Origin of the sequence: Pseudidiomarina andamanensis (assembly GCF_009734345.1) — a bacterium.
Taxonomy (GTDB): Bacteria; Pseudomonadota; Gammaproteobacteria; order Enterobacterales; family Alteromonadaceae; genus Pseudidiomarina; species Pseudidiomarina andamanensis.
This window is the reverse complement of sequence record NZ_CP032551.1, coordinates 1,233,175-1,253,870: the sequence shown is the minus strand read 5'-3', so window position 1 is coordinate 1,253,870 and position 20,696 is coordinate 1,233,175. Positions and strand designations below refer to the sequence as shown.

14 protein-coding genes are annotated in these 20,696 nt (G+C 48.8%); 7 read left to right on the top strand and 7 right to left on the bottom strand.

The genetic code is table 11. The features are described from left to right. Position 1: 1 nt before the first annotated feature. Positions 2–925 carry a histone deacetylase family protein gene (locus D3795_RS06020; RefSeq protein WP_156267075.1) on the bottom strand — a complete coding sequence of 308 codons (924 nt, stop codon included), beginning with the start codon at positions 923–925 and terminating at the stop codon, positions 2–4. A 3-nt stretch (positions 926–928) separates the two neighbouring features. Then, positions 929–2,815, bottom strand: a complete 1,887-nt coding sequence (locus D3795_RS06015) for a GNAT family N-acetyltransferase (RefSeq protein WP_310942456.1) — start codon at positions 2,813–2,815, stop codon at positions 929–931. A 126-nt stretch (positions 2,816–2,941) separates the two neighbouring features. Between D3795_RS06015 and D3795_RS06010 the strand changes: the two genes are divergently transcribed. From D3795_RS06010 to aceK, 6 genes are all read left to right on the top strand, one after another. After that, entirely contained in the window at positions 2,942–4,186 is a 1,245-nt protein-coding gene (locus D3795_RS06010; protein WP_156267073.1) for an NRAMP family divalent metal transporter, read from the top strand. Between the two features lie 94 nt (positions 4,187–4,280). After that, complete coding sequence (locus D3795_RS06005) at positions 4,281–5,801, top strand: S10 family peptidase (protein WP_156267071.1); 1,521 nt, start codon at positions 4,281–4,283, stop codon at positions 5,799–5,801. Between the two features lie 18 nt (positions 5,802–5,819). Then, on the top strand, positions 5,820–5,978 hold the full coding sequence (locus D3795_RS06000; protein WP_156267069.1) for a YqaE/Pmp3 family membrane protein: 159 nt from the start codon (positions 5,820–5,822) through the stop codon (positions 5,976–5,978). 15 nt (positions 5,979–5,993) lie between these two features. Next, the gene (locus D3795_RS05995; RefSeq protein ID WP_156267067.1) at positions 5,994–9,167 is read left to right on the top strand and encodes an amidohydrolase family protein; all 3,174 of its coding nucleotides are present in this window, start codon (positions 5,994–5,996) and stop codon (positions 9,165–9,167) included. 88 nt (positions 9,168–9,255) lie between these two features. Then, positions 9,256–10,191 carry a LysR family transcriptional regulator gene (locus tag D3795_RS05990; RefSeq protein ID WP_156267065.1) on the top strand — a complete coding sequence of 312 codons (936 nt, stop codon included), beginning with the start codon at positions 9,256–9,258 and terminating at the stop codon, positions 10,189–10,191. Between the two features lie 26 nt (positions 10,192–10,217). After that, entirely contained in the window at positions 10,218–11,936 is a 1,719-nt protein-coding gene (gene aceK / locus D3795_RS05985; protein WP_310942462.1) for a bifunctional isocitrate dehydrogenase kinase/phosphatase, read from the top strand. A 25-nt stretch (positions 11,937–11,961) separates the two neighbouring features. On the opposite strand, the gene nhaD is transcribed toward aceK, so the two are convergent. The 5 genes from nhaD to D3795_RS05960 all read right to left on the bottom strand — a co-directional run bounded on the left by nhaD (position 11,962) and on the right by D3795_RS05960 (position 18,842). Beyond that, positions 11,962–13,401, bottom strand: a complete 1,440-nt coding sequence (gene nhaD / locus D3795_RS05980; protein ID WP_156267062.1) for a sodium:proton antiporter NhaD — start codon at positions 13,399–13,401, stop codon at positions 11,962–11,964. A gap of 176 nt (positions 13,402–13,577) precedes the next feature. Further along, positions 13,578–14,915, bottom strand: coding sequence for an isocitrate lyase (gene aceA, locus D3795_RS05975; protein WP_156267060.1), 1,338 nt, complete (start codon positions 14,913–14,915; stop codon positions 13,578–13,580). A 29-nt stretch (positions 14,916–14,944) separates the two neighbouring features. Then, positions 14,945–16,522, bottom strand: a complete 1,578-nt coding sequence (aceB, locus tag D3795_RS05970; protein WP_156267059.1) for a malate synthase A — start codon at positions 16,520–16,522, stop codon at positions 14,945–14,947. 223 nt (positions 16,523–16,745) lie between these two features. Beyond that, on the bottom strand, positions 16,746–17,537 hold the full coding sequence (locus D3795_RS05965; protein ID WP_156267057.1) for an SDR family oxidoreductase: 792 nt from the start codon (positions 17,535–17,537) through the stop codon (positions 16,746–16,748). Positions 17,538–17,561: 24 nt separating this feature from the next. Then, positions 17,562–18,842: a hypothetical protein gene (locus tag D3795_RS05960; RefSeq protein ID WP_156267055.1), complete on the bottom strand. Its 1,281-nt coding sequence runs from the start codon at positions 18,840–18,842 to the stop codon at positions 17,562–17,564. Positions 18,843–19,078: 236 nt separating this feature from the next. Between D3795_RS05960 and D3795_RS05955 the strand changes: the two genes are divergently transcribed. After that, a complete protein-coding gene (locus tag D3795_RS05955; protein WP_156267053.1) occupies positions 19,079–20,665 on the top strand; it encodes a hypothetical protein in 1,587 nt (528 codons plus the stop codon). The last annotated feature ends 31 nt before the right edge of the window (positions 20,666–20,696 follow it).

Sequence of the window (20,696 nt, the reverse complement as noted above, 5' to 3'; positions counted from 1 at the left end):
GTCACTGCATGCCCTTCAAAAATGCGACCACGCTGCGCCCCAGCGAGCTATGGTCATAGCCACCCTCAAGCGTGGCTACAATGCGACCGTCGCAATGGCGTTCAGCCAGCTCTTTCAGCTCGCGAGCGATCCAGTGATAGTCAGTTTCCGTGAGTTTAAACTGTGCCATGTCATCTTCTAAATGCCCGTCAAAGCCCGCGGAAACCATAATTAGTTGCGGTTCAAAGGCATCAATGGCAGGGAACCAGCGTTCGCGCACAGCGGCTTGCCAGGTGGGGCCATCACAGCCGGCTGGTAGTGGGATGTTAATGACTTCATGGCTAATGGTTTCGGTACCTGAATTCGGGTACAACGGATGCTGAAACGAGCTACAAAACAGCACACGTTCGTCGTTTAGAAAGATGTCTTCGGTGCCGTTGCCGTGGTGCACATCAAAATCCACAATAGCCACGCGCTCAATGCCGTAGGTATGCATGGCATAGGCGGTCGCCACCGCAATGTTGTTGAAAATACAAAAGCCCATAGCTGCATCCCAAGTGGCATGATGCCCTGGCGGACGCACGGCACAAAAAGCTCGGCGGTTCTCGGCAGTAAACACTTCATCCACGGCGCAGATACCGCTACCGGCGGCATACAAGGCGGCGCGCAGGGTGCCTGCGGTCATCATGGTGTCAGGGTCAAGCCAGATGTGTTGGTCGGGTTCGGTTGGTGCGCGTTCAAACACGTCATCAATGTAGTTCGCGGCGTGTACGCGAAGTAAGTCTTCGCGTGTGGCCGGCTTGGCGTCTTTCTGAGTGAGCGCAAACTCCATGCCCGAGCGAATAATCTGATCATTAATCGCCGCAATACGCGCTGGCTCTTCAGGGTGAACCTCTGACACACGGTGCAAACTGCAATATTGATGACTAAACACGGTTATCGACATACATCACTCACTGTCTTTAGGTTCTTGAACCACGGTGGGCTGGTGCAAATCAAGCTGCAAATAAACCTCACCCGGTTCCTCAGAAGGCTTACGCACAAAACCAGCGCGCTCAAACACCGCTAGCATTTTGCCATTCTCAGCGCGCACATAAGCCAGCATGCGCTCAAGTCGGCGTTCTCGGGCAATGCGCTTCATTTCATCAAGTAGGCGGGTTGCCATGCCCTTACCGTGCTGAGTTTCTCGCGTCACAAAGGCAACTTCACAGCTTTTTTCGTCGTGTAGCAGATAATAGCGACCAACGGCTTGAATCTGAGCCATCGAGCCTTTTTGTCGCACAATGCACAGCGCTAAATCACGCGACTGGTCCACACTCACCAAGGTACAGGATTTCTCCCGACTCATACTGGTTGGCACGGTGTTGTAGCGCATCTGCAGGGTTTCTTTGGTGTGCGAGTAGAAGAATTCTTGCAGGCGTCGCTCGTCACTGGGATTCAGCGGGCGCAAATCGAAAAACTCACCGTTAATCACAATTTCTTTGAAGCCAACGGGGCCAAGTTCCGGCACTTCTACCGAATGCAGAATTTGATAGTGCGGCACGTAGTAATGTTTACGAACTTCTTCTAATAATTGTTGGCGGAATTTCGGGTGTGCCACACGAATTAATTCAAGTGCGCGTTCGCGAATGCTTTTACCACGTAACGACGCTACGCCGAATTCGGTGACCACGTAATACACATGCGCTCGCGAGGTCGCCACGCCGCTGCCTTCGCTTATAAACGGCACAATGCGTGACACAGTACCGTTTTTCGCGGTTGAGGGCAGGGCAATCACTGGTTTACCGCCGGGACTCATGCTGGCGCCACGGCTGAAATCCACATGGCCGCCAATACCGCTGTAAAAGTGATGGCCGATGGAGTCTGACACCACTTGGCCGGTCAAATCCACTTCAATGGCGCTGTTAATCGAGACCATTTTTTCGTTGCGCGCAATGTTAGCGGGCGAGTTCACATACTCTGACGGGTAAAAGCCAATGTGTGGGTTGTTATTCACAAAGTCGTAGAGTTTTTTGCTACCAATGCAGAAGCTGGTGACGGCTTTGTGTTGGTGATAGGTTTTCTTGCGGTTGTTAATCACACCGCTCAGCATCAGCTCCATAATGCCGTCGGTGATCAGCTCACTGTGTACGCCAAGATCTTTGTGATTACCTAAGTAACGCAAAACGGCATCACAAATTTTGCCAAAGCCAATTTGAATGGTCGCGCCATCTTCCACTAACAACGACACGTACTGGCCTATGCGTTCAGTCACGGCGTCAAGTTCTGGCGCGGTGATTTCCGGTAAATCTTGCTCGGCTTCAAAAAAGGCGTCAATTTGCCCTTTATGAACGAAGGCTTGGCCGAAGGTGACCGGCATTTTGGGGTTCACCTGTGCAATCACTTTCTTGGCTGACCGCAGCGCTGACGACACTATATCGACCGAAACACCGAGTGAATGATAACCATATTGATCGGGCGGGCTGACCATAATTAACGCGGCATCTAAAGGTAAAATTTCTTCGCTAAACAGAGACGGAATATCTGACATGAAAGCAGGCGTGTAATCGGCGCGGCCTTCGGCAACGGCTTTGCGAACTTTCTCACCGCCAATAAACAGTGAGTTGACCTTGAAGGTTTGGTTGTATTCAGGGTTCACCCAGTGGTTGTCGCCCAGCGCGTAAATCTGCACAATTTCAATATCATGAAAGTGCTGGCTGTGGTCAGCTAGATCATGCAGCAGCGCGTGTGGAACGCCAGCGTGAGTTCCGATGAAGATGCGGTCGCCTGACTTTAATAGCTGCTGCCATTTGGCGGGGTGACCATCAACCATCAACTGCCGTTCATTGCTACTCATGTTCTCATCCCTTATGCAGTACTTATGCCGCAATGACTTTCATCAGCAGTATAAACATAATTTTGGCTTGGGCGAAATTGGCGCTATGCTGTGGGGCGTCATTTTTCAAACAATAAGAATAAATCGATGACACAACGCACAGAATCATCACGACGCCACGCACTGGGCCCTGGAATCATTTTAGCTGCAGCGGCTGTAGGTGCGTCACATCTTGTCGCATCTACCCAAGCCGGTGCTCTGTTCGGTTGGCAGTTGTGGTGGGTGATCGTGCTAGTTAACGTGTTGAAGTACCCGTTTTTCCGCTTCGCCGTTACCTACACACTCGAAAGTAAGCAGAATTTAATTGCCGGCTATTACGGCGAGGGCAAGCTTTATCTGTGGCTTTTCACCGTGTTGAACGCCATCGCTGCGGTGGTCAATACCGCCGGTGTGTTACTGCTGACCGCCAGCCTATTAAAGTTATTTATTCCTGAGCTGCCGCTGATAGCACTTTGCTGGCTGATTTTGCTCGGATGCCTGTTAGTTATTCTCGGTGGTCAATACCGCATGCTCGATAATCTCTCGAAATGGATTATGGCGAGTTTGAGTCTGGCAACTGTTGTCGCCGTGATTATGGCGTGGGGTAACGCGCAGCCGCTGCCTGACGATTTTGTGGCACCGTCACCGTGGCAGCTTTCTGCATTAGCGTTCTTGGTGGCGATGATGGGCTGGATGCCAGTTCCCATCGAGCTTTCGGCAATCAACTCATTGTGGCTTCAGAGCAAGCAAAAGCTCACGCGCATTAGTCTGAAACATGGCTTGTTCGATTTTAATTTGGGTTACTGGGTGACGGCTGCTTTGGCGGTGGTGTTCCTTGCCCTTGGCGCGCTAGTTCAGTTTGGCAGTGACCAACCCATTGCATTAGCGGGCACGCAATTTGCGCAGCAGTTTGTCAGTATGTACGGCAATACCATTGGGGCGTGGTCGGAGTATTTGGTTGGCGGTATCGCATTTTTATGTATGTTCGGAACCACGCTTGCGGTGCTCGATGGCTACGCACGAACACTCAAAGAATGCCGTTCGCTACTAGCGCGGCGTGCGCAAGATAATAAACCGCCGGCGACAACAGAGCGTCTTACTTGGTGGGTTATCGGCCAATCGTTCGCTGGCATGTTAGTGATTATTTACTTTCAAAGTGCGTTAGGGCCAATGTTAACGTTCGCCATGACGCTCGCCTTTTTAACCACGCCATTTTTCGCGTGGCTCAACTTTAAACTCGCACGTAAAAATAAGATGTCTACGCTGATGCGGCTGTACGGCTGGTTAGGTTTAACCTACTTAATTGTGTTTGCCATGGGGTATTTGTACTTTTTAATCTTCATGGGCTCATGACTATCTTGAAAATAAGTGCGTTTAGCTCACTCGCCTTGAGCTTTGGTGAGTGATTGCATTAAATGGAACAACAATAAAACCAGAGGAAGTAATCATGAAGCGCATGAAACATCTCATTTTAGCGGTGATGATGGGGTCAAGCTTGGTTGTTACGGCAACTGCAACAGAACTCCCAGAAGCCAAAATTGCTGCTGACGATACGGTTGTGACGGAGCATAGCACCACCATTAATGGTCAGCGTTTTAAATACACTGCAACCACTGGCACGCAACCTGTTTTCAATGAAGACGGCGAAGCGACTGCGGCGTTGTTCTTTACTTACTATGAGCGTCAAGACGTTAAAAATCGTGCAGAGCGTCCATTATTAATTTCTTTTAATGGCGGCCCAGGTTCAGCATCGGTTTGGATGCATATTGCATACACAGGGCCAAAATCACTGCGCGTTGATGACGAAGGCTTCCCAATCATGCCGTATGGCGTGAAGGATAACCCACATTCAGTGCTCGACGTGGCTGATATTGTGTTTGTGAACCCAGTAAACACCGGCTATTCACGTCCGTTGCCAAAGAAAGATGGCTCAGAATACTCACGTGACGAATTGCAGAAAATGTTCTTCGGTGTGAATGCCGACGTGAAATATTTAGCTGATTGGGTCAATACCTTTGTAACTCGTCATGAACGCTGGCGCTCGCCGAAGTATCTGATTGGCGAAAGCTATGGTACCACCCGTGTTTCAGGCTTAGCGCTTGAACTACAGAACCGTCAGTGGATGTACCTGAACGGTGTCATTCTGGTATCACCAACCGATATCGGTATTGAACGAAATGGCCCGGTGAAAGCAGCGAACCGTTTACCGTATTTTGCGGCGGCAGCTTGGTATCACGATGCCCTGAGCTCTGATCTACAAAGCAAAGACTTGCTCGAGTTATTGCCAGAAGTTGAAAAGTACACTCTTGACGTTTACTTGCCTGCATTGGCGAAAGGCGCGATGTTGCCGGCTGCTGAGAAAGAACAAATTGCTGAGCAAGTGGCGAAATATTCTGGTTTAGATAAGCAAACTGTGTTGCGTTCAAACCTTGATATCAGCACCTCGTTCTTCTGGAAAGAATTACTGCGCGATCGTGGCCAAACGATTGGTCGTCTCGATTCACGTTATCTTGGTATTGACCGTGATGACGTTGGCTCTCGCCCAGATTACAACTCAGAACTGACTTCTTGGTTGCACTCGTTTACTCCGGCAATCAACTACTATTTACGCGAAGAGCTTGGCTACAAAACTGACGTGAAATACAACATGTTTGGCCCAGTACATCCGTGGGATCGCAGCAATAACAATACTGGTGAAAACCTGCGACAAGCCATGGCACAGAACCCATACTTGAATGTGCTGATTCAATCAGGTTACTACGACGGCGCGACCAACTATTTCGATGCGAAATACAATATGTGGCACATCGACCCAAGCGGTCGCATGGCAGACCGTATTGGCTTCAAAGGCTATCGCAGCGGTCACATGATGTATTTACGCGCTGAAGATTTGAGATTATCGAACAACGACTTGCGCGAATTCATAAAAGCGACTATTCCTGCTAAGGATGAAGCAGCGAAATATTAATCATTAAGGAGATAACTCATGGATCTAATCCGCATTATTATCGCAATTTTGTTGCCGCCACTGGGTGTATTTTTACAGGTCGGTATTGGTAAGCATTTTTGGATTAATATCATTTTGACCTTGCTCGGTTACATTCCGGGTATCGTTCATGCGGTTTGGGTTATCGCCAAAAAATAACAATAAGGTCTACCCATGAATAAATTATCAACGCTGGCCCTTGCGGTCAGCGTCGCTTTATCTGTTTCTGCCCCTGCGCTAGCCCAAACCGAAAATGGTTGGGACGTGAATAACCCTCAAGGCGAATTCAAAGACATTCAAATCAAAACCTCTGAAGGTACTTGGATGAACGTTGACATGAGCCCCGACGGCAAATTCATTGTCTTCGATATGCTCGGCGACATTTATCGTATTCCAGCCAGTGGTGGTGATGCCGAATTGCTAATAGGCGGCATTGCTTGGCACATGCAGCCAGTTTACTCACCGGATGGCAAATACATTGCCTATACCTCAGATGCTGATGGCGGCGACAATATTTGGATCATGGATGCGGATGGTAGCAACCCGCGCCAAGTGACCGATGAAACCTTCCGTTTGTTGAACAGCCCTGCATGGAGCCCAGACAGCGAGTTTATCGTTGCGCGTAAACACTTTACGGCGCGTCGTTCATTAGGTGCTGGTGAAGTGTGGATGTATCACCGTTCAGGTGGCTCAGGTGTGATGCTGACTGAGCGCCCGAATGATCAAAAAGACTTGGGCGAGCCAGCGTTTTCACCAGATGGCCGTTATATCTATTTCTCGCAAGACGACACCCCAGGCAAAACCTTCCACTACAGCAAAGATTCGCTGGAAGGCATTTATAAAATCAAACGTTATGATCGCGAAACCGGCGACATCGATGTGATTTTAAGTGGTGCTGGTGGCGCGATTCGTCCAACACCATCGCCTGATGGTAAATACTTGGCATTCATCAAGCGTGAAGACTTCAATAGCGTCTTGTATTTGTACGACTTAGAGTCGGGCGAGCAAACGCGTTTGTATAATCAGCTTGATCGCGACATGCAAGAAACGTGGGCGATTCATGGCGTGTATCCGACCATGGATTGGAGCCCTGATAGCAAGAAAATGATTTTCTGGGCCGACGGTAAAATCATGCAATTGGATGTTGCCAGCCGCAGCACGCGCGTGATTCCGTTTAGCGTTGAAACCACCAAGAAAGTTCAGCACGCTTTGCACTTTGAAACCAACTTAGATGAAGACCAGTTCAAAGTGAAAATGCTGCGTATGGTGCAAGTGGCGCCTAATGCGAAACAGGTGGTATACGAGGCACTTGGTAAGCTCTACGTACGTAGCTTACCGAACGGTGAGCCGAAGCGTTTAACCAATCGTGAAGGCGCATGGGAACTGTACCCAAGCTATTCACGTGACGGTAGCAAGCTTGTGTATGCAACGTGGGATGACCAAAAGCTCGGTCAGCTGATTGTTCGTGACGTGAAATCGGGCAAAGAAACCGTATTGGCAACCGGCAAAGGTAAATTCGTTGAACCGGTATTTAGCCCAGATGGCAACGCCGTGGTTTATCGTAAAATCCGCGGTGGTTATATCACCTCTGACACTTACGGCTTGAACCCTGGTGTTTATCACTTGTCGTTGAGCAAAAACGCGAAACCACGTTTGATTAGCGAAAGTGGTAGCTCGCCGCAATTCGGCGCGCGTAGCGACCGAGTTTATTTGATGGCATTTAATGGCTCGCCGTCATTGATGAGCGTGGATTTAACCACCAAGGAATCGCGCACGCTGTATACAGCAGAACACGCAACTGAATTCCGCGTATCTCCAGATGGTGAGAACTTGGCATTTGCTGAGCGTTTCAAAGTATTCGTGACGCCATTTGTTGAACGCGGCGCACCAATCAAAATTAGTCCAACCGACAAGCAGTTCCCGGTTGAGCAGTTGTCGGTGCGTGCTGGCGAAAACATCTCGTGGAGCGGTGATGGCCAAGCATTGTATTGGTCACTGGGCCCTGAACTTTATCATGCGTCAGTGAACGGCTTGTTCGGCATTGATGGCGAGTCAGAGTTCGAGAAAGTAGCCAATGGCCTCGATATTAGCTTTGAAGCCGATGCTGGCATTCATGATGAAACCGTCGCATTTGTTGGCGGTCAGGTGATTACCATGGAAGGCGATCAAGTGATTGAGCGCGGCACTGTGGTTGTCAAAGGCAACAAAATTGTCGCTGTTGGTAGTGTCGATGAGGTGACCGTGCCAAGCGGTGCCACTGTGATTGATACCACGGGCAAGACGGTCATGCCAGGGTTGTTCGATGGCCACGCACACGGCCCGCAAGGTGACAATGAGATTATTCCAGAGCAAAACTGGAAAACCTATGCCACGTTAGCGTTCGGTGTGACCTCAATTCACGATCCATCAAATGACACCACTGAAATATTTGCTGCGAGCGAATTGCAAAAGGCTGGCTTAATAGCTGCGCCACGCACGTTCTCAACCGGTACCATTTTGTATGGTGCAAATGGTCCAGGTTATACCGCGCATGTGGATGATCTCGAGGATGCGAAGTTCCACCTTGAACGCCTGAAAAAAGTAGGTGCCTTCTCGGTGAAGAGCTATAACCAACCGCGTCGTAATCAACGTCAGCAGATTATTCAGGCAGGCCGTGAATTAGGTATGATGGTTGTGCCTGAAGGCGGTTCATTGTTACAGCATAATTTGAGCATGGTTGCCGACGGTCACACGACCATTGAGCACTCCATTCCAGTTGCGAAAATCTACGATGATATTGAGCAGTTCTGGAGCCAAACTGACGTGAACTATACGCCAACCTTAGGCGTTGCTTACGGCGGTATTTGGGGTGAAAACTATTGGTATGCTGAAACTGACGTGTGGAAGCATCCGAAGTTATCGAAGTTTGTGCCAGAGGATGCGTTAGTTGGTTCTGTGCGCCGTGAAAAAGCGCCGCATAATCACTACAACCACTTCAACAATGCTGATGTTGCAAAGAAACTGCAAGATCTTGGTGTTGATGTGGTGGCTGGTGCGCACGGTCAGCGTGAAGGTTTAGCCCAGCACTGGGAAATTTGGATGATGGCGCAAGGTGGTATGACACCACTGCAAGCACTCGCAACATCAACTATTAACCCAGCGAAAGAGTTCGGTATGGATAAATATATCGGCTCGCTGAAAGAGGGTAAATTGGCTGACATTATCGTGATTGATGGCAATCCGTTAGCGGATATTTCTGTTACCGATCGCGTCACCCACACCATGGTGAATGGCCGCTTGTTTGATGCGGAAACCATGAACCAATTGGTGCCAAAAGCTGAGCCACGCAAACCATTTTTCTGGGAATAGACGATAGTCGCATTACACAAGTGATGCATTCCAGAAAAAATTATGTCTATAATCCCGCTATATTCTTATAGCGGGATTTATTTTTTTTATGAATAACATTAAAGATATCGACCTCAATCTGTTGGTCTACCTCGATGTGTTATTGCGCGAGCGCAATGTGACCAAAGCGGCGGCGCAACTCAATATTACTCAGCCCGCCATGAGCAACGGCTTAAAGCGTTTACGCACGTTGTTGAATGATCCAATTTTAGTGCGCACCAGCGAAGGCATGCTGCCAACGGAAACCGCCTTGCGTATGCAAGAGCCGGTACGCCAAATTCTCTATTCTGTGGAAGAAATGGTGCAACCAGCGCGTGAATTTGACGCGGCTACCAGCGACCGCGTCTTTCGTATTATGGCGTCAGATTATGCCGCATCGACTTTGATGCCGCGGTTACTCGAAAAACTGAAGCACCAAGCACCGCATGTGGCGCTCGATATCATGACGCCAAGTGACATCAGCTTTCATGATGTTGAAAACGGCAAAGTGGACCTTGCGATTAACCGCTTTGAAAGGTTACCGCAGTCGTTTCATCAGAAAAACTTGTGGGAAGATGACTTCAGTTGCTTAGTGCGTAAAGACCACCCATTGGTACAAAACTATACGCTTGAGAATTATCTCAAAGGCGAGCACGTGTGGGTAAGCAAAACCGGCTTCGGTGTGGGGGTTGGTATGGATCCGCACGACGTACAAAAGCTGGGTTGGGTTGATGAAGCATTAGGTATGCTAGGGCATAAACGTGAAATTCGTGTGTTTACCCGTAACTATCATGTGGCGATGCATTTGGCGCGCCAAGGGCTTATTGCGACGCTACCAAGTCAGGCTGCAGCGCTTTACAAAGACGATGACGAACTCGTCATGTTAGAGCCGCCATTTGAAATTCCGGCACTTGAGCTCACCATGATTTGGAGCCCTTTATTGCAGCATGACGCCGGCCATCGTTGGTTCCGTCAATTGATTACCGATACCGCAGCACACCATTAATCATGGGCGATGCGAAGCGGGCGGGCATGTTTGCTCGAAAGATACTGCAGGGCTTTCATAAGCACTATGCTCTGTTTCAAGAAGTCACGCGTCGAGCCAAAGAACGGTTCGGCGAAGGTGACTGGCATGCCGGCCAGTATGCGGCAACTGTGCGGATTAGCTTTTATGATCAACGGGTGCGCGAAACAACCTCCATTCTGAATAAGCTAACTGGCGGCGAACTCAATGAAGCGTTATGGCTAGAAACCCGAAAAATTTATCAGCAGTTTTTGCAGTTTCACCCGCAGGCTGAATTGGCCGAAACCTTTTACAACTCGGTATTTTGTAATCTATTTCATCGTCGCTATTTCAATAACGCCTACATTTTCGTCGAAACCACGCTAAGCGACAGCATTCCGCTCGCACTTGAAACCGAGTTTCGCTCTTATTTTCCGGTGGTGCAGGGCATGCGCCGCACGTTAGCGCGCATTATGGGCGATATCGATTTTGGCGCAGAATATGATGATTTATCGGAAGATATTCGCTTACTTCGAAAAGCATTTCGCGAACAAACAGCCGCTGGTCAGCTCTCAACCTATCAGCTGCGCATTGATGTTTTGAAAGAACCATTCTTTCGTAACAAGGCGGCGTACGTGGTGGGCCGCATTGTTAGCGCTAATCGCATTTTTCCATTTATTGTGCCCGTATTACGTAATAGTTCTGGGCGACTTTATTTGGATGCCCTGATTACCGATACCGACCAAATGGCGATTATTTTTGCCTTCGCACGTTCGTACTTTATGGTGCATACCCGTGCGCCATCGGCGCTAGTGCGTTTCTTGAAAGGGCTGATGCCGAAGAAAACAATTGCGGAACTGTACTCAGCTATTGGATTACATAAGCAAAGTAAAACCGAGTTCTATCGTGATTTTCTGCATCACTTAGCAGCCAGCGATGACCAACTGGTAGCCGCTGCAGGTATTAAAGGGATGGTGATGACGGTATTTACGTTGCCGTCGTACCCGTATGTATTCAAAGTGATTAAAGACCAGTTTGGTGGCGGCAAACAGATGAGCCGACAAACGGTTATTGATCGCTACCGCATGGTTAAGCGTCATGATCGTGCCGGGCGTATGGCAGATACTTATGAATTTGCCAACGTGGCTATTCCGCTTGATCGTATCTCGCCTGACTTGCTCGACGAACTCACCAGCACCGTGGCGGGTAGTTTAACCATCGAAGACGGACAATTGGTGATTTGCCAACTGTTTGTTGAGCGCCGGATGATGCCGTTGAATATCTTCTTGGAATACGGCACCGACGCTGAAATAGACATGGTGATGAAAGATTACGGCCAAGCGATCAAAGATATGATGGCCGCGAATATTTTCCCAGGTGACATGCTGCTGAAAAACTTCGGCTTAACGCGCCATAAACGGGTGGTGTTTTATGACTATGATGAGGTTCAGTACCTCACCGAAATGAACTTCCGCAAGTTACCAAAGCCAGAAACGTATGAGCAGATGATTGCGCCTGAGCCGTGGTATACGGTGGCGCCCAATGATGTATTCCCCGAGCAACTCGCGACGTATGCCGTGCCGCAACCGAAGCTACGAGATATTTTACTGAAATACCATCCGGAACTGATTGATGCTGAGTTTTGGCGGCAACAGCAAGACAATCTTGCGCGTGGCGTGATTACCGATGTGTTTCCGTACCCCGACGCCGTGCGCTTTATGCGTTGTGTGCGCACGACTTCGGGGTAAGACGTTAATCGTTATTGGTTATTCGTTAGTGGTTGAAGACCGTAAACAAGTGCTCATTTAGCCACATGTGGGCTAAGATGCTGACGATGTAACCAAGCGCAATCACTGGTGTCCATTTTAGGTGGCTAGCGAAGGTGTAATAGCCACGCGCTTGCCCCATGAGTGCAACACCTGCTGCTGAACCAATCGACAACAAGCTACCGCCCGTACCGGCCGTTAACGTGATCAATAGCCACTGACCGTGCGACATTTCTGGTTGCATCGACAGCACCGCAAACATAATTGGAATGTTATCGATAACCGCTGACATTACCCCTAACGCCACGTTGGCAAAGGTTGGGCTCATGTCTAAATACAAAGTATTGGAAAGCAGTGATAAGTAACCCATAAAGCCAAGACCACCAACGCAAATGACGATACCGTAGAAGAATAACAACGTATCCCACTCGGCGCGTTGTACGCGGCTGAATACATCAAATGGCACCACGCTACCAAGGCGTTCAAGACGTGCCATATCACCAGCACGTTCAGCCATAGCACGTTTGCGCGCAAGCGAGCCTGGTAAGGTCATTCGTAAGAAGTAACCAAAGAATTGTAGGTAACCCAAGCCCATCATCATGCCAAGTACAGGCGGTAAGTGCAGCCACATGTGGCAAGCAACCGCTGTGGCAATCGTTAGCAAGAATAAGCTGGTGATTCGCAATGCGCCGCGCTTCAGTTCAACTTCTTCGTAAATCGATGACGGCTTACGGTCTTCAATAAAGAAGCTCATGATGACTGCAGGCACTAAATAGTTGAGTAGCGACGGGATGAACAAGACAAAGAACTCTTGGAACTCAACCATACCAGCCTGCCACACCATCAGAGTGGTAATGTCGCCGAATGGACTAAAGGCACCACCAGCGTTTGCTGCAATGACAATACTGATACACGAAATACTAATGAACTTCTTGTCGCCGTCTGCAACTTTCATAATGACGGCACACATGAGAAGTGCGGTGGTTAAGTTGTCGGCAATAGGCGATATAAAGAACGCAAGAAACCCTGAAATCCAGAATAGCTGTTTGTAGTTAAAACCTTTTTTGATTAACCATGCACGCAAAGCATCAAACAAGCGACGCTCTTCCATGGCGTTGATGTAGGTCATGGCCACCAGCAAAAACAGCATGAGCTCGGCAAATTCGAGCAAGTTGTGACGAAATGCATCCTCGGCAACACCTGGTAAATCGTTTTGCACGTACACAAAACCGATCATGATCCAGATTAAACCAGCGGCGACTAACACCGGCTTCGACTTGCGCATGTGCAATCGCTCTTCGCCCATCACCAGAATATAAGCAATGGTAAAGATGATAATAGCGGCAATACCAACGTTTGCGGTGGTGAGGTCAAGTTGACCAGCGGCCGCAAATGCGGCTGGTGAGAACAGGCTAGCGCCCAACAATAACAGCAGTAGTTTCCACATGAGTCGTTATTCCTTCAACATGCGAGGCTTCAGGGGTGAACAGCCCAATTTCTGAGATGAATTGTCTATTCAGGCGCGCGCATACTACCACAAAAAAGCCGCCAAACACCTGTGCTTGGCGGCTTATACCCAGTATTTTCCGAGGTAATGCTAAGTAGGTATTCGTAAACCTTTGCTTACGCCGGTTTTTTGAACTGTTCTTCTTCAGTCGAGCCGGTTAGCGCAGTTACCGAAGACTTCCCACCTTGAATCACATTAGTGACGTCATCGAAATACCCCGTACCAACTTCTTGTTGGTGCGCTACAAAAGTGTAGCCTTTTTCAGCTGCCGCGAATTCTTGTTGCTGCAGCTTCACATACGCTGACATATCGTTGCGTGCATAGTCATGTGCTAATTCAAACATGTGGTACCACATGTTATGCACGCCAGCTAAGGTGATAAACTGGAACTTATAGCCCATAGCTGCCAGTTCACGTTGGAACTTAGCGATGGTGGCATCATCAAGATTGCGCTTCCAGTTAAAGCTTGGTGAGCAGTTATAGGCGAGCAATTTACCTGGATACTGTGCGTGAATGGCTTCGGCAAACTTGCGCGCTTCGTCTAAATCAGGCTTGGCGGTTTCACACCAGAGTAAATCGGCATATGGCGCATACGCTAAACCACGGGAAATTGCCTGATCGATACCGGCGTTCACACGGTAAAAGCCTTCGGCGGTGCGTTCACCCGTGCAGAACGGGAGGTCGTTCGGATCAACATCAGAAGTGAGCAAGTCGGCGGCGTTGGCATCGGTGCGGGCGAGAATCAACGTCGGCACACCGGCAACATCAGCAGCGAGACGTGCAGCAATTAGCTTTTGCACTGCTTCTTGGGTTGGCACCAACACTTTGCCGCCCATATGACCGCATTTTTTCACCGAAGCTAGCTGATCTTCAAAATGCACACCAGCGGCGCCAGCGCGAATCATCGCTTGCATCAGCTCGTAGGCATTCAGCACGCCACCAAAGCCCGCTTCAGCATCCGCGACAATCGGCGCGAAATAATCCACGTAGCCGTCTTGGTCAGGGCCGATACCTTTTGACCATTGAATTTGATCAGCGCGAGCAAAGCTGTTGTTGATACGCTCGACGACCGTTGGCACTGAATCTACCGGATACAATGACTGATCGGGATACATGCTCAACGAGGTATTATTATCAGCGGCGACTTGCCAGCCCGACAGGTAAATTGCTTGTAGACCCGCTTTAACCTGTTGCACCGCTTGACCACCCGTGAGCGCACCGAGCGCATTCACATAGTCTTTGCCGAATTTCTCTTGCGCCGCCCCGTTCACTAAGCGCCACAGTTTTGCTGCGCCATTTTGAGCATAGGTACATTCAGGTTGCACACTGCCGCGTAAACGCACCACATCGAGCGCCGAATAAGTACGTTCAACGCCAGTCCAGCGTGGGTTCTGTTGCCAATCATGTTCAAGCTGTTTCGCAGCTTCTGCTTGGTGTAATGGAATGGTTGTCATGGTTGTTGTCCTGTTAAGTTATGGAATTATTATTGAATAAGTTCGTAGCCTGGCAGGGTAAGAAACTCGACCAGGTCATCAGCGGTGGTGATGTCTTCTAGCAACCGCATGGCTTTAGGAAAATTCTCGGCTTCCCAGCGTTGCTCGCCTACTTCGTTACGAACCACGCTAGCCTCTTGTTGCAGGTAATTTCGGAATAAATCTTTGGTCACGACCTCGCCGTTATCGAGGGTTTTACCGTGTTTAATCCACTGCCAAATGGAGGTGCGTGAAATTTCGGCGGTGGCGGCGTCTTCCATAAGACCGTAAATGGGCACACAGCCTTTCCCCGATATCCAAGCGGCAATGTACTGCAGTGCCACACGAATATTGGTGCGCATGCCCGCTTCAGTACGTTCGCCGGAGCTCGGTTCGAGCAGATCGGCAGCGACTATTGGCGCATCGTTTTCGCGCAATACATGTAATTGGTTATCCCCATCAAGCCCAGCAACGAATACCTCGCGGACGGTGTCGGCAAGCCCCGGATGCGCAATCCAGGTACCGTCGTGACCATTGTTGCGTTCGAGTTCTTTGTCCGCTTTAACTTTGGCGAGAATGGTGGCGTTTTCGGCTGGATCTTTGCTCGGGATAAACGCAGCCATACCACCCATCGCTAGCGCGCCGCGCTTATGACAGGTTTTCACTAACAACCGAGAATAGGCATTTAAGAATGGCTGGTTCATGGTGACGACCTGTCGGTCAGGAAGCACCCGATCAGGATGGTTTTTCAACGTTTTGATGTAGCTAAAAATGTAATCCCAGCGGCCACAGTTTAGCGCCACAATGTGCTCACGCATGGCGTATAAAATCTCGTCCATTTGGAACACGGCGGGTAGGGTTTCTATTAACACCGTTGCACGAATGGTGCCGCGTGATTGCTGAAAGTAGTCTTCGGTGAAGGTAAAGACGTCAGCCCACCATTGTGCTTCGCTGCTGTGCTCGAGTTTCGGTAGGTAGTAATAGACGCCGGTGCCACGAGCGACACGTTGCTGATAGTTAAGATAGAAATAAAGCGCAAAATCAAATAAGCAACCCGGAATCACCTCGTTATCAATTTCAACGTGCTTCTCAGGCAGGTGCAGACCGCGAACACGAGCAATCAAAAGGGCAGGGTTTTCATTGAGTTGATAACGCTTATTCGATGTAGGGTCGGTGTACGTCATTTTTCCAGTATTGGCATCGAACAAATTGATCTGGCCTTGAATGACGCCTTCCCATGTTGGCGACTGAGAATCTTCAAAGTCAGCCATGTAGCAATCAACATTCGCATTAAGCGCATTGATCACCATCTTGCGGTCAACCGGGCCAGTAATTTCCAAACGACGTTTGGTTAAATCCTTCGGAAGCCTTGCGACGCGCCATTCGCCGGCACGAATCGATTTTGTTTCTGGAGCAAAATCCGGTAACGCACCATTGTCTATTTGCTGTTGCCGTTGCTGACGATTGGCTAATAGCCGCTGAAGCTTCGGGCGGAAGTTTCGTACCAAGTCGAGCAAAAATTGTTGGCAATTTTGATCAATTAAACCTGCTACAGGTTGCTCAAGTTTTGGGAGTTTTAGTCCGTTCATAATTTACCCAGTTGTTGTTCGTGTGTTAACGAACTCTAGGCTAGACTGAATTGATTGAATACAACAAATGAATGAAGTGCATTACAGGCATTCACCTTGTGAATATAGAATAAAGTTAAACGGTTCTATTTAGCGAAGCAGGGCGTGACTTAAGGTGTTTTGAATGAAATTTAAACAAATACGCCCTCAGGCTGAGGGCGTTATATAAAAACCGATGTGTTGACTATTTCATACGTGAATAGAGCAATTTTTGGTACCAACTTCGTGGCAAAAATCGCTTCATGTACCACGCCATTCGGCCTTGGCGATGCGGCAGTACGTGGGTTTTCTTCTTCTCTACGGCTTTCATAATCATGCGTGCAATATCAACGGCGTTTAATTTACTTGAGCGCATGAGCTTGTCGAGCTTTTGTTCCATGCCATCAATCGAGGTACGCATGCCCTGACCCAAATTGGTTTTGAAGAAACTTGGGCATACTACGGTGACATGAATATTGTCTTTTTTCAGTTCGTTTTGCAGCGTTTCAGACAGGCTAACCACCGCCGCCTTGGTCGCGTTATAAGCGCTCATGTTTGGCACATCAAGTAACCCGGCCATTGATGCCACGTTGACAAAATGACCATGCCCTTGGCGTTTGAACATTGGCGTGAATACCTTACAACCGCGCACCACGCCTAATAAATTGATATCGATGATCCACTGCCAATCATTCAATGTGGTTTGAGCCAGCTGACCCACTTGCGCTACACCCGCATTGTTGACGACCACATCAACACCACCCCATTCGTCGTCCAGTTTCTTGGCAACCTGTTCGATATCGCTCACACGGGTAACGTCGCAAGGCATGAACATGGCTTGGTGTTGAAACTTCTGCAGACTGCCAATGACCGCTTCACCGCGCTCAATATCACGGTCACCAATACATACACGCCAACCGCCTTTGGCACAGATTTGGGCAAGCGCAAAACCAAGGCCGCTGGCGCCGCCAGTGATAAAAATTCGCTGCGGTTTCATATGAAATTCCTGAGTAATTTTAATTTAGGGAGCTATAGAAGCAGATACTGGCCGATCAATCAATTGTCGAAGCGACATTGAGGCGTAACCCGTTAGCTGCTCGAAAGCGGCAAAATAAGTCTCGGAGTTAGCCGGCGCACCGTCGCTTACCATGGTTGAGTAGGTTTCCCACAGTGCAAAAATACCAGCTCCAACACCATTGGCTTGTAATTGCGCATGAAGATCAGCGTTGGCGACCAAGCCACAGCTGTAGTGTGCTCTAAAGTTTACGCGACCGACATTAATAAAAGGTTCGCTTGCCGGCCATGACGCAACGCATTCGGTTTGTGCTTTGCGCACGGCATCTTGGACGAGTTGATTGCTTTTCGCTAGCTTCGTATCGGTATAGAGGTACGACATTAATTCAGCAGCGCCTTCATGAATCCAGGCTTCATCTGAGCTTGAGTATTTTAACCCTGCACCTTGAAACAAATGTGCAATCTCGTGGGCAAAGAACCAAAGCGTATTCTGCTCATCAACGTTTTTCAGGGCTTGCTCGCCATACCAATGCATAAATACCTGATGCGGCAGAACACCGCCTTGGTGCCCGTAATAATCTCCCTGAAAATCACTGTATGAGGCGAACAAGGTTGGCGTTTGCGAAAGCGCACCCAGTTGTTTGGTGTAGTAACTCATGATCATCGGTAACTCGGTGATCATATCCTGACGCAATGAAGATGGCAGTGCAGGATCGATAATCGCAACCAGTGCGGAAAAGGTTTCCGGAGGTTGTGAGCCAATATAAATGGCACGGCCGCTGTCTCTATCGAGCCACTCATGGAAACCAAGCCGTAATTGGCCATCAACCAACATATAGTCATTTGTGGTCAAGCTGACCGCCATCGGCCATTCATGATGGGCTGCACCACACTGGTCGGCGCATGCAAAAAAGCGTGCAGTATGAATGAGCATGCCACCGTCACTAAAGGGTGAAAACGGCGCATAATCTTTGGGTAGGGTGGTGTAGGTTGCATCAAGAATGAAGGCAGCTTCTGAAAACGCTTCGCCATTTTTACTACGGATAACTTCAGAGCCGTTACGCCAAGCAATTTCGATATTCTCGGTTAATGGTTGCCAGCGAGCAGCGCGTGATTCATTGGGTGAGCGTACAAATTCTAATTGCGTTACCGGCTCGTTTAGCTGGTACGTGACTGTCCATCCAAGATCAGATTTGCTTAACGTAATGAGGCGTATTTGAGAATCGGCCGGTGCAAACCACAGCAACAGGGCCAATATGGCAACCGCAATAGCAATGAAATAGCGCACGTTATAATTACCTCATTTTATTTACTGCTCGTTATCAATGTAGCACTCGCGGTGTTGGTGCTCCACATTCTTAAACAAAACATTGTGTTTCTTTCTTTATTTTTACCGTGACAGTTCTGTTTCGGTTCAATGAATCTTTCATGACAAAACGAATTTGTCACAAATTTGTCATGCCATCTCACTAATCTGCCTGCGTCGTTTAATTACTTACATTCGTTCCTTTCCAGGAGAACACAATGAAATTGCAAACTCTTTTCCAAGTTACCGCGGTTGCTTCAGCATTGGCATTGGCCGGTTGTGGTGGCGATATCGAAATTACCCCAACAGTGAATGACAACAGCGTCGTGAATAATGGCTCAGGTGGCGATACCGGTGGCACTGGCAACGATAACCTTTGTGCAACTTATAACGGTGTTCAAGGTGCATTTGATGGTCGCGATTGCGAATACAACCTTGAGTTTGCGAGCCGTAACATTGAAATTACCGAAGATATTACCTTCGCTGAATTGCCAGATGGTGGTGTACACGTATTTGATGGCGCATTATTGATTGGTGAAGATTGTGACACCACCACCTCATGCACTATCAACCAAGATGGCCCAGTAATGACTGTTGAGCCAGGTGCAACGTTGGCATTCACTAGCGGTGAAGCCATCATTCGTGTTGCTCGAGGCGCAAAATTAAATGCAATTGGTACGTTCGATAAGCCGGTAACTTTCACCTCTGCAAATGCGTTTACACGCTTTGACGTGGTTGGTAACGGCCCGCGTTTTGCGGATTGGGGCGGTATTATTATCAACGGTGAAGGTATTACCAACCAATGTACTGATGCACAGCGTGATGCTGGCACTTGTAACGTGGCATCTGAAGGTATCGTAAGCTACTACGGCGGTAATGATAACGCTGATGACAGCGGCTCTATGGCCTATGCAAAAATCTGGTACGCAGGTTCAGGCCCACGTGCTGGCGGCGATGGTGATGACTTGAACTCATTAACCTTGAACGCTGTAGGTTCAGGCTCTTCTTACGAGTACATCCACATTCACCAAGGTTACGATGACGGTATCGAGTTCTTCGGTGGCGCAGCAAACCTGAAACGCGTTGTATTCACTGACACCCAAGATGACTCAATGGATATCGATGCTGGCTGGCAAGGTAATGCACAGTTCTTGTACATTAAACACGGTACTGTCAACGTTGACGGAACTGACGTATTCATGGGTAACGGCGGCTTCGAAGCTGACGGTGAGAAAAACTCAGGCGCTGAATACTCACAAGCTCCAACCTCACGTCCAAACATTGCCAACGTGACTGTTGTCACCACTGACGGTTTATCAACGCGTGACAACGATCCATCAACTGCAATGAAGTTTGACGACAACTTCCAAGGTCAGCTTTATAACTTCTTATTGGTGAAAACTGACGTTGCGACCAACGATACCCGCTGCATCTTGTTTACTGGTGATGGCGAGTTAGGTGTTACTGCTGGTGATTTGAACTTCTTCAACTCAGCGATGGCTTGTGTTGCTGAAAACGAATTCACGTCAGCAGCATTATTCAGTGACGGTACTAGCCGTCAAGAATGGTTCGACAACGGTGGTGTGAACGCGCGCCTTGGCGGTAACGCAACAGTATTTGGCTCAGACGGTTTCGCAACTGACATGTCATCAGCTGATATCACAGTGACTGCGAACGACCTGAGTGGTTTAGGTAACAGCTTCTTTGAAGCGGTTGACTACGTAGGTGCGGTTTCAAGCACAGACACTTCTTCTGAATGGTATCAGTGGGTTGAAGCTGCGTTAACTGCTGCAGAACAAGACTAAGAAAACTTGTTGCATAGCAATTTATGGCAGG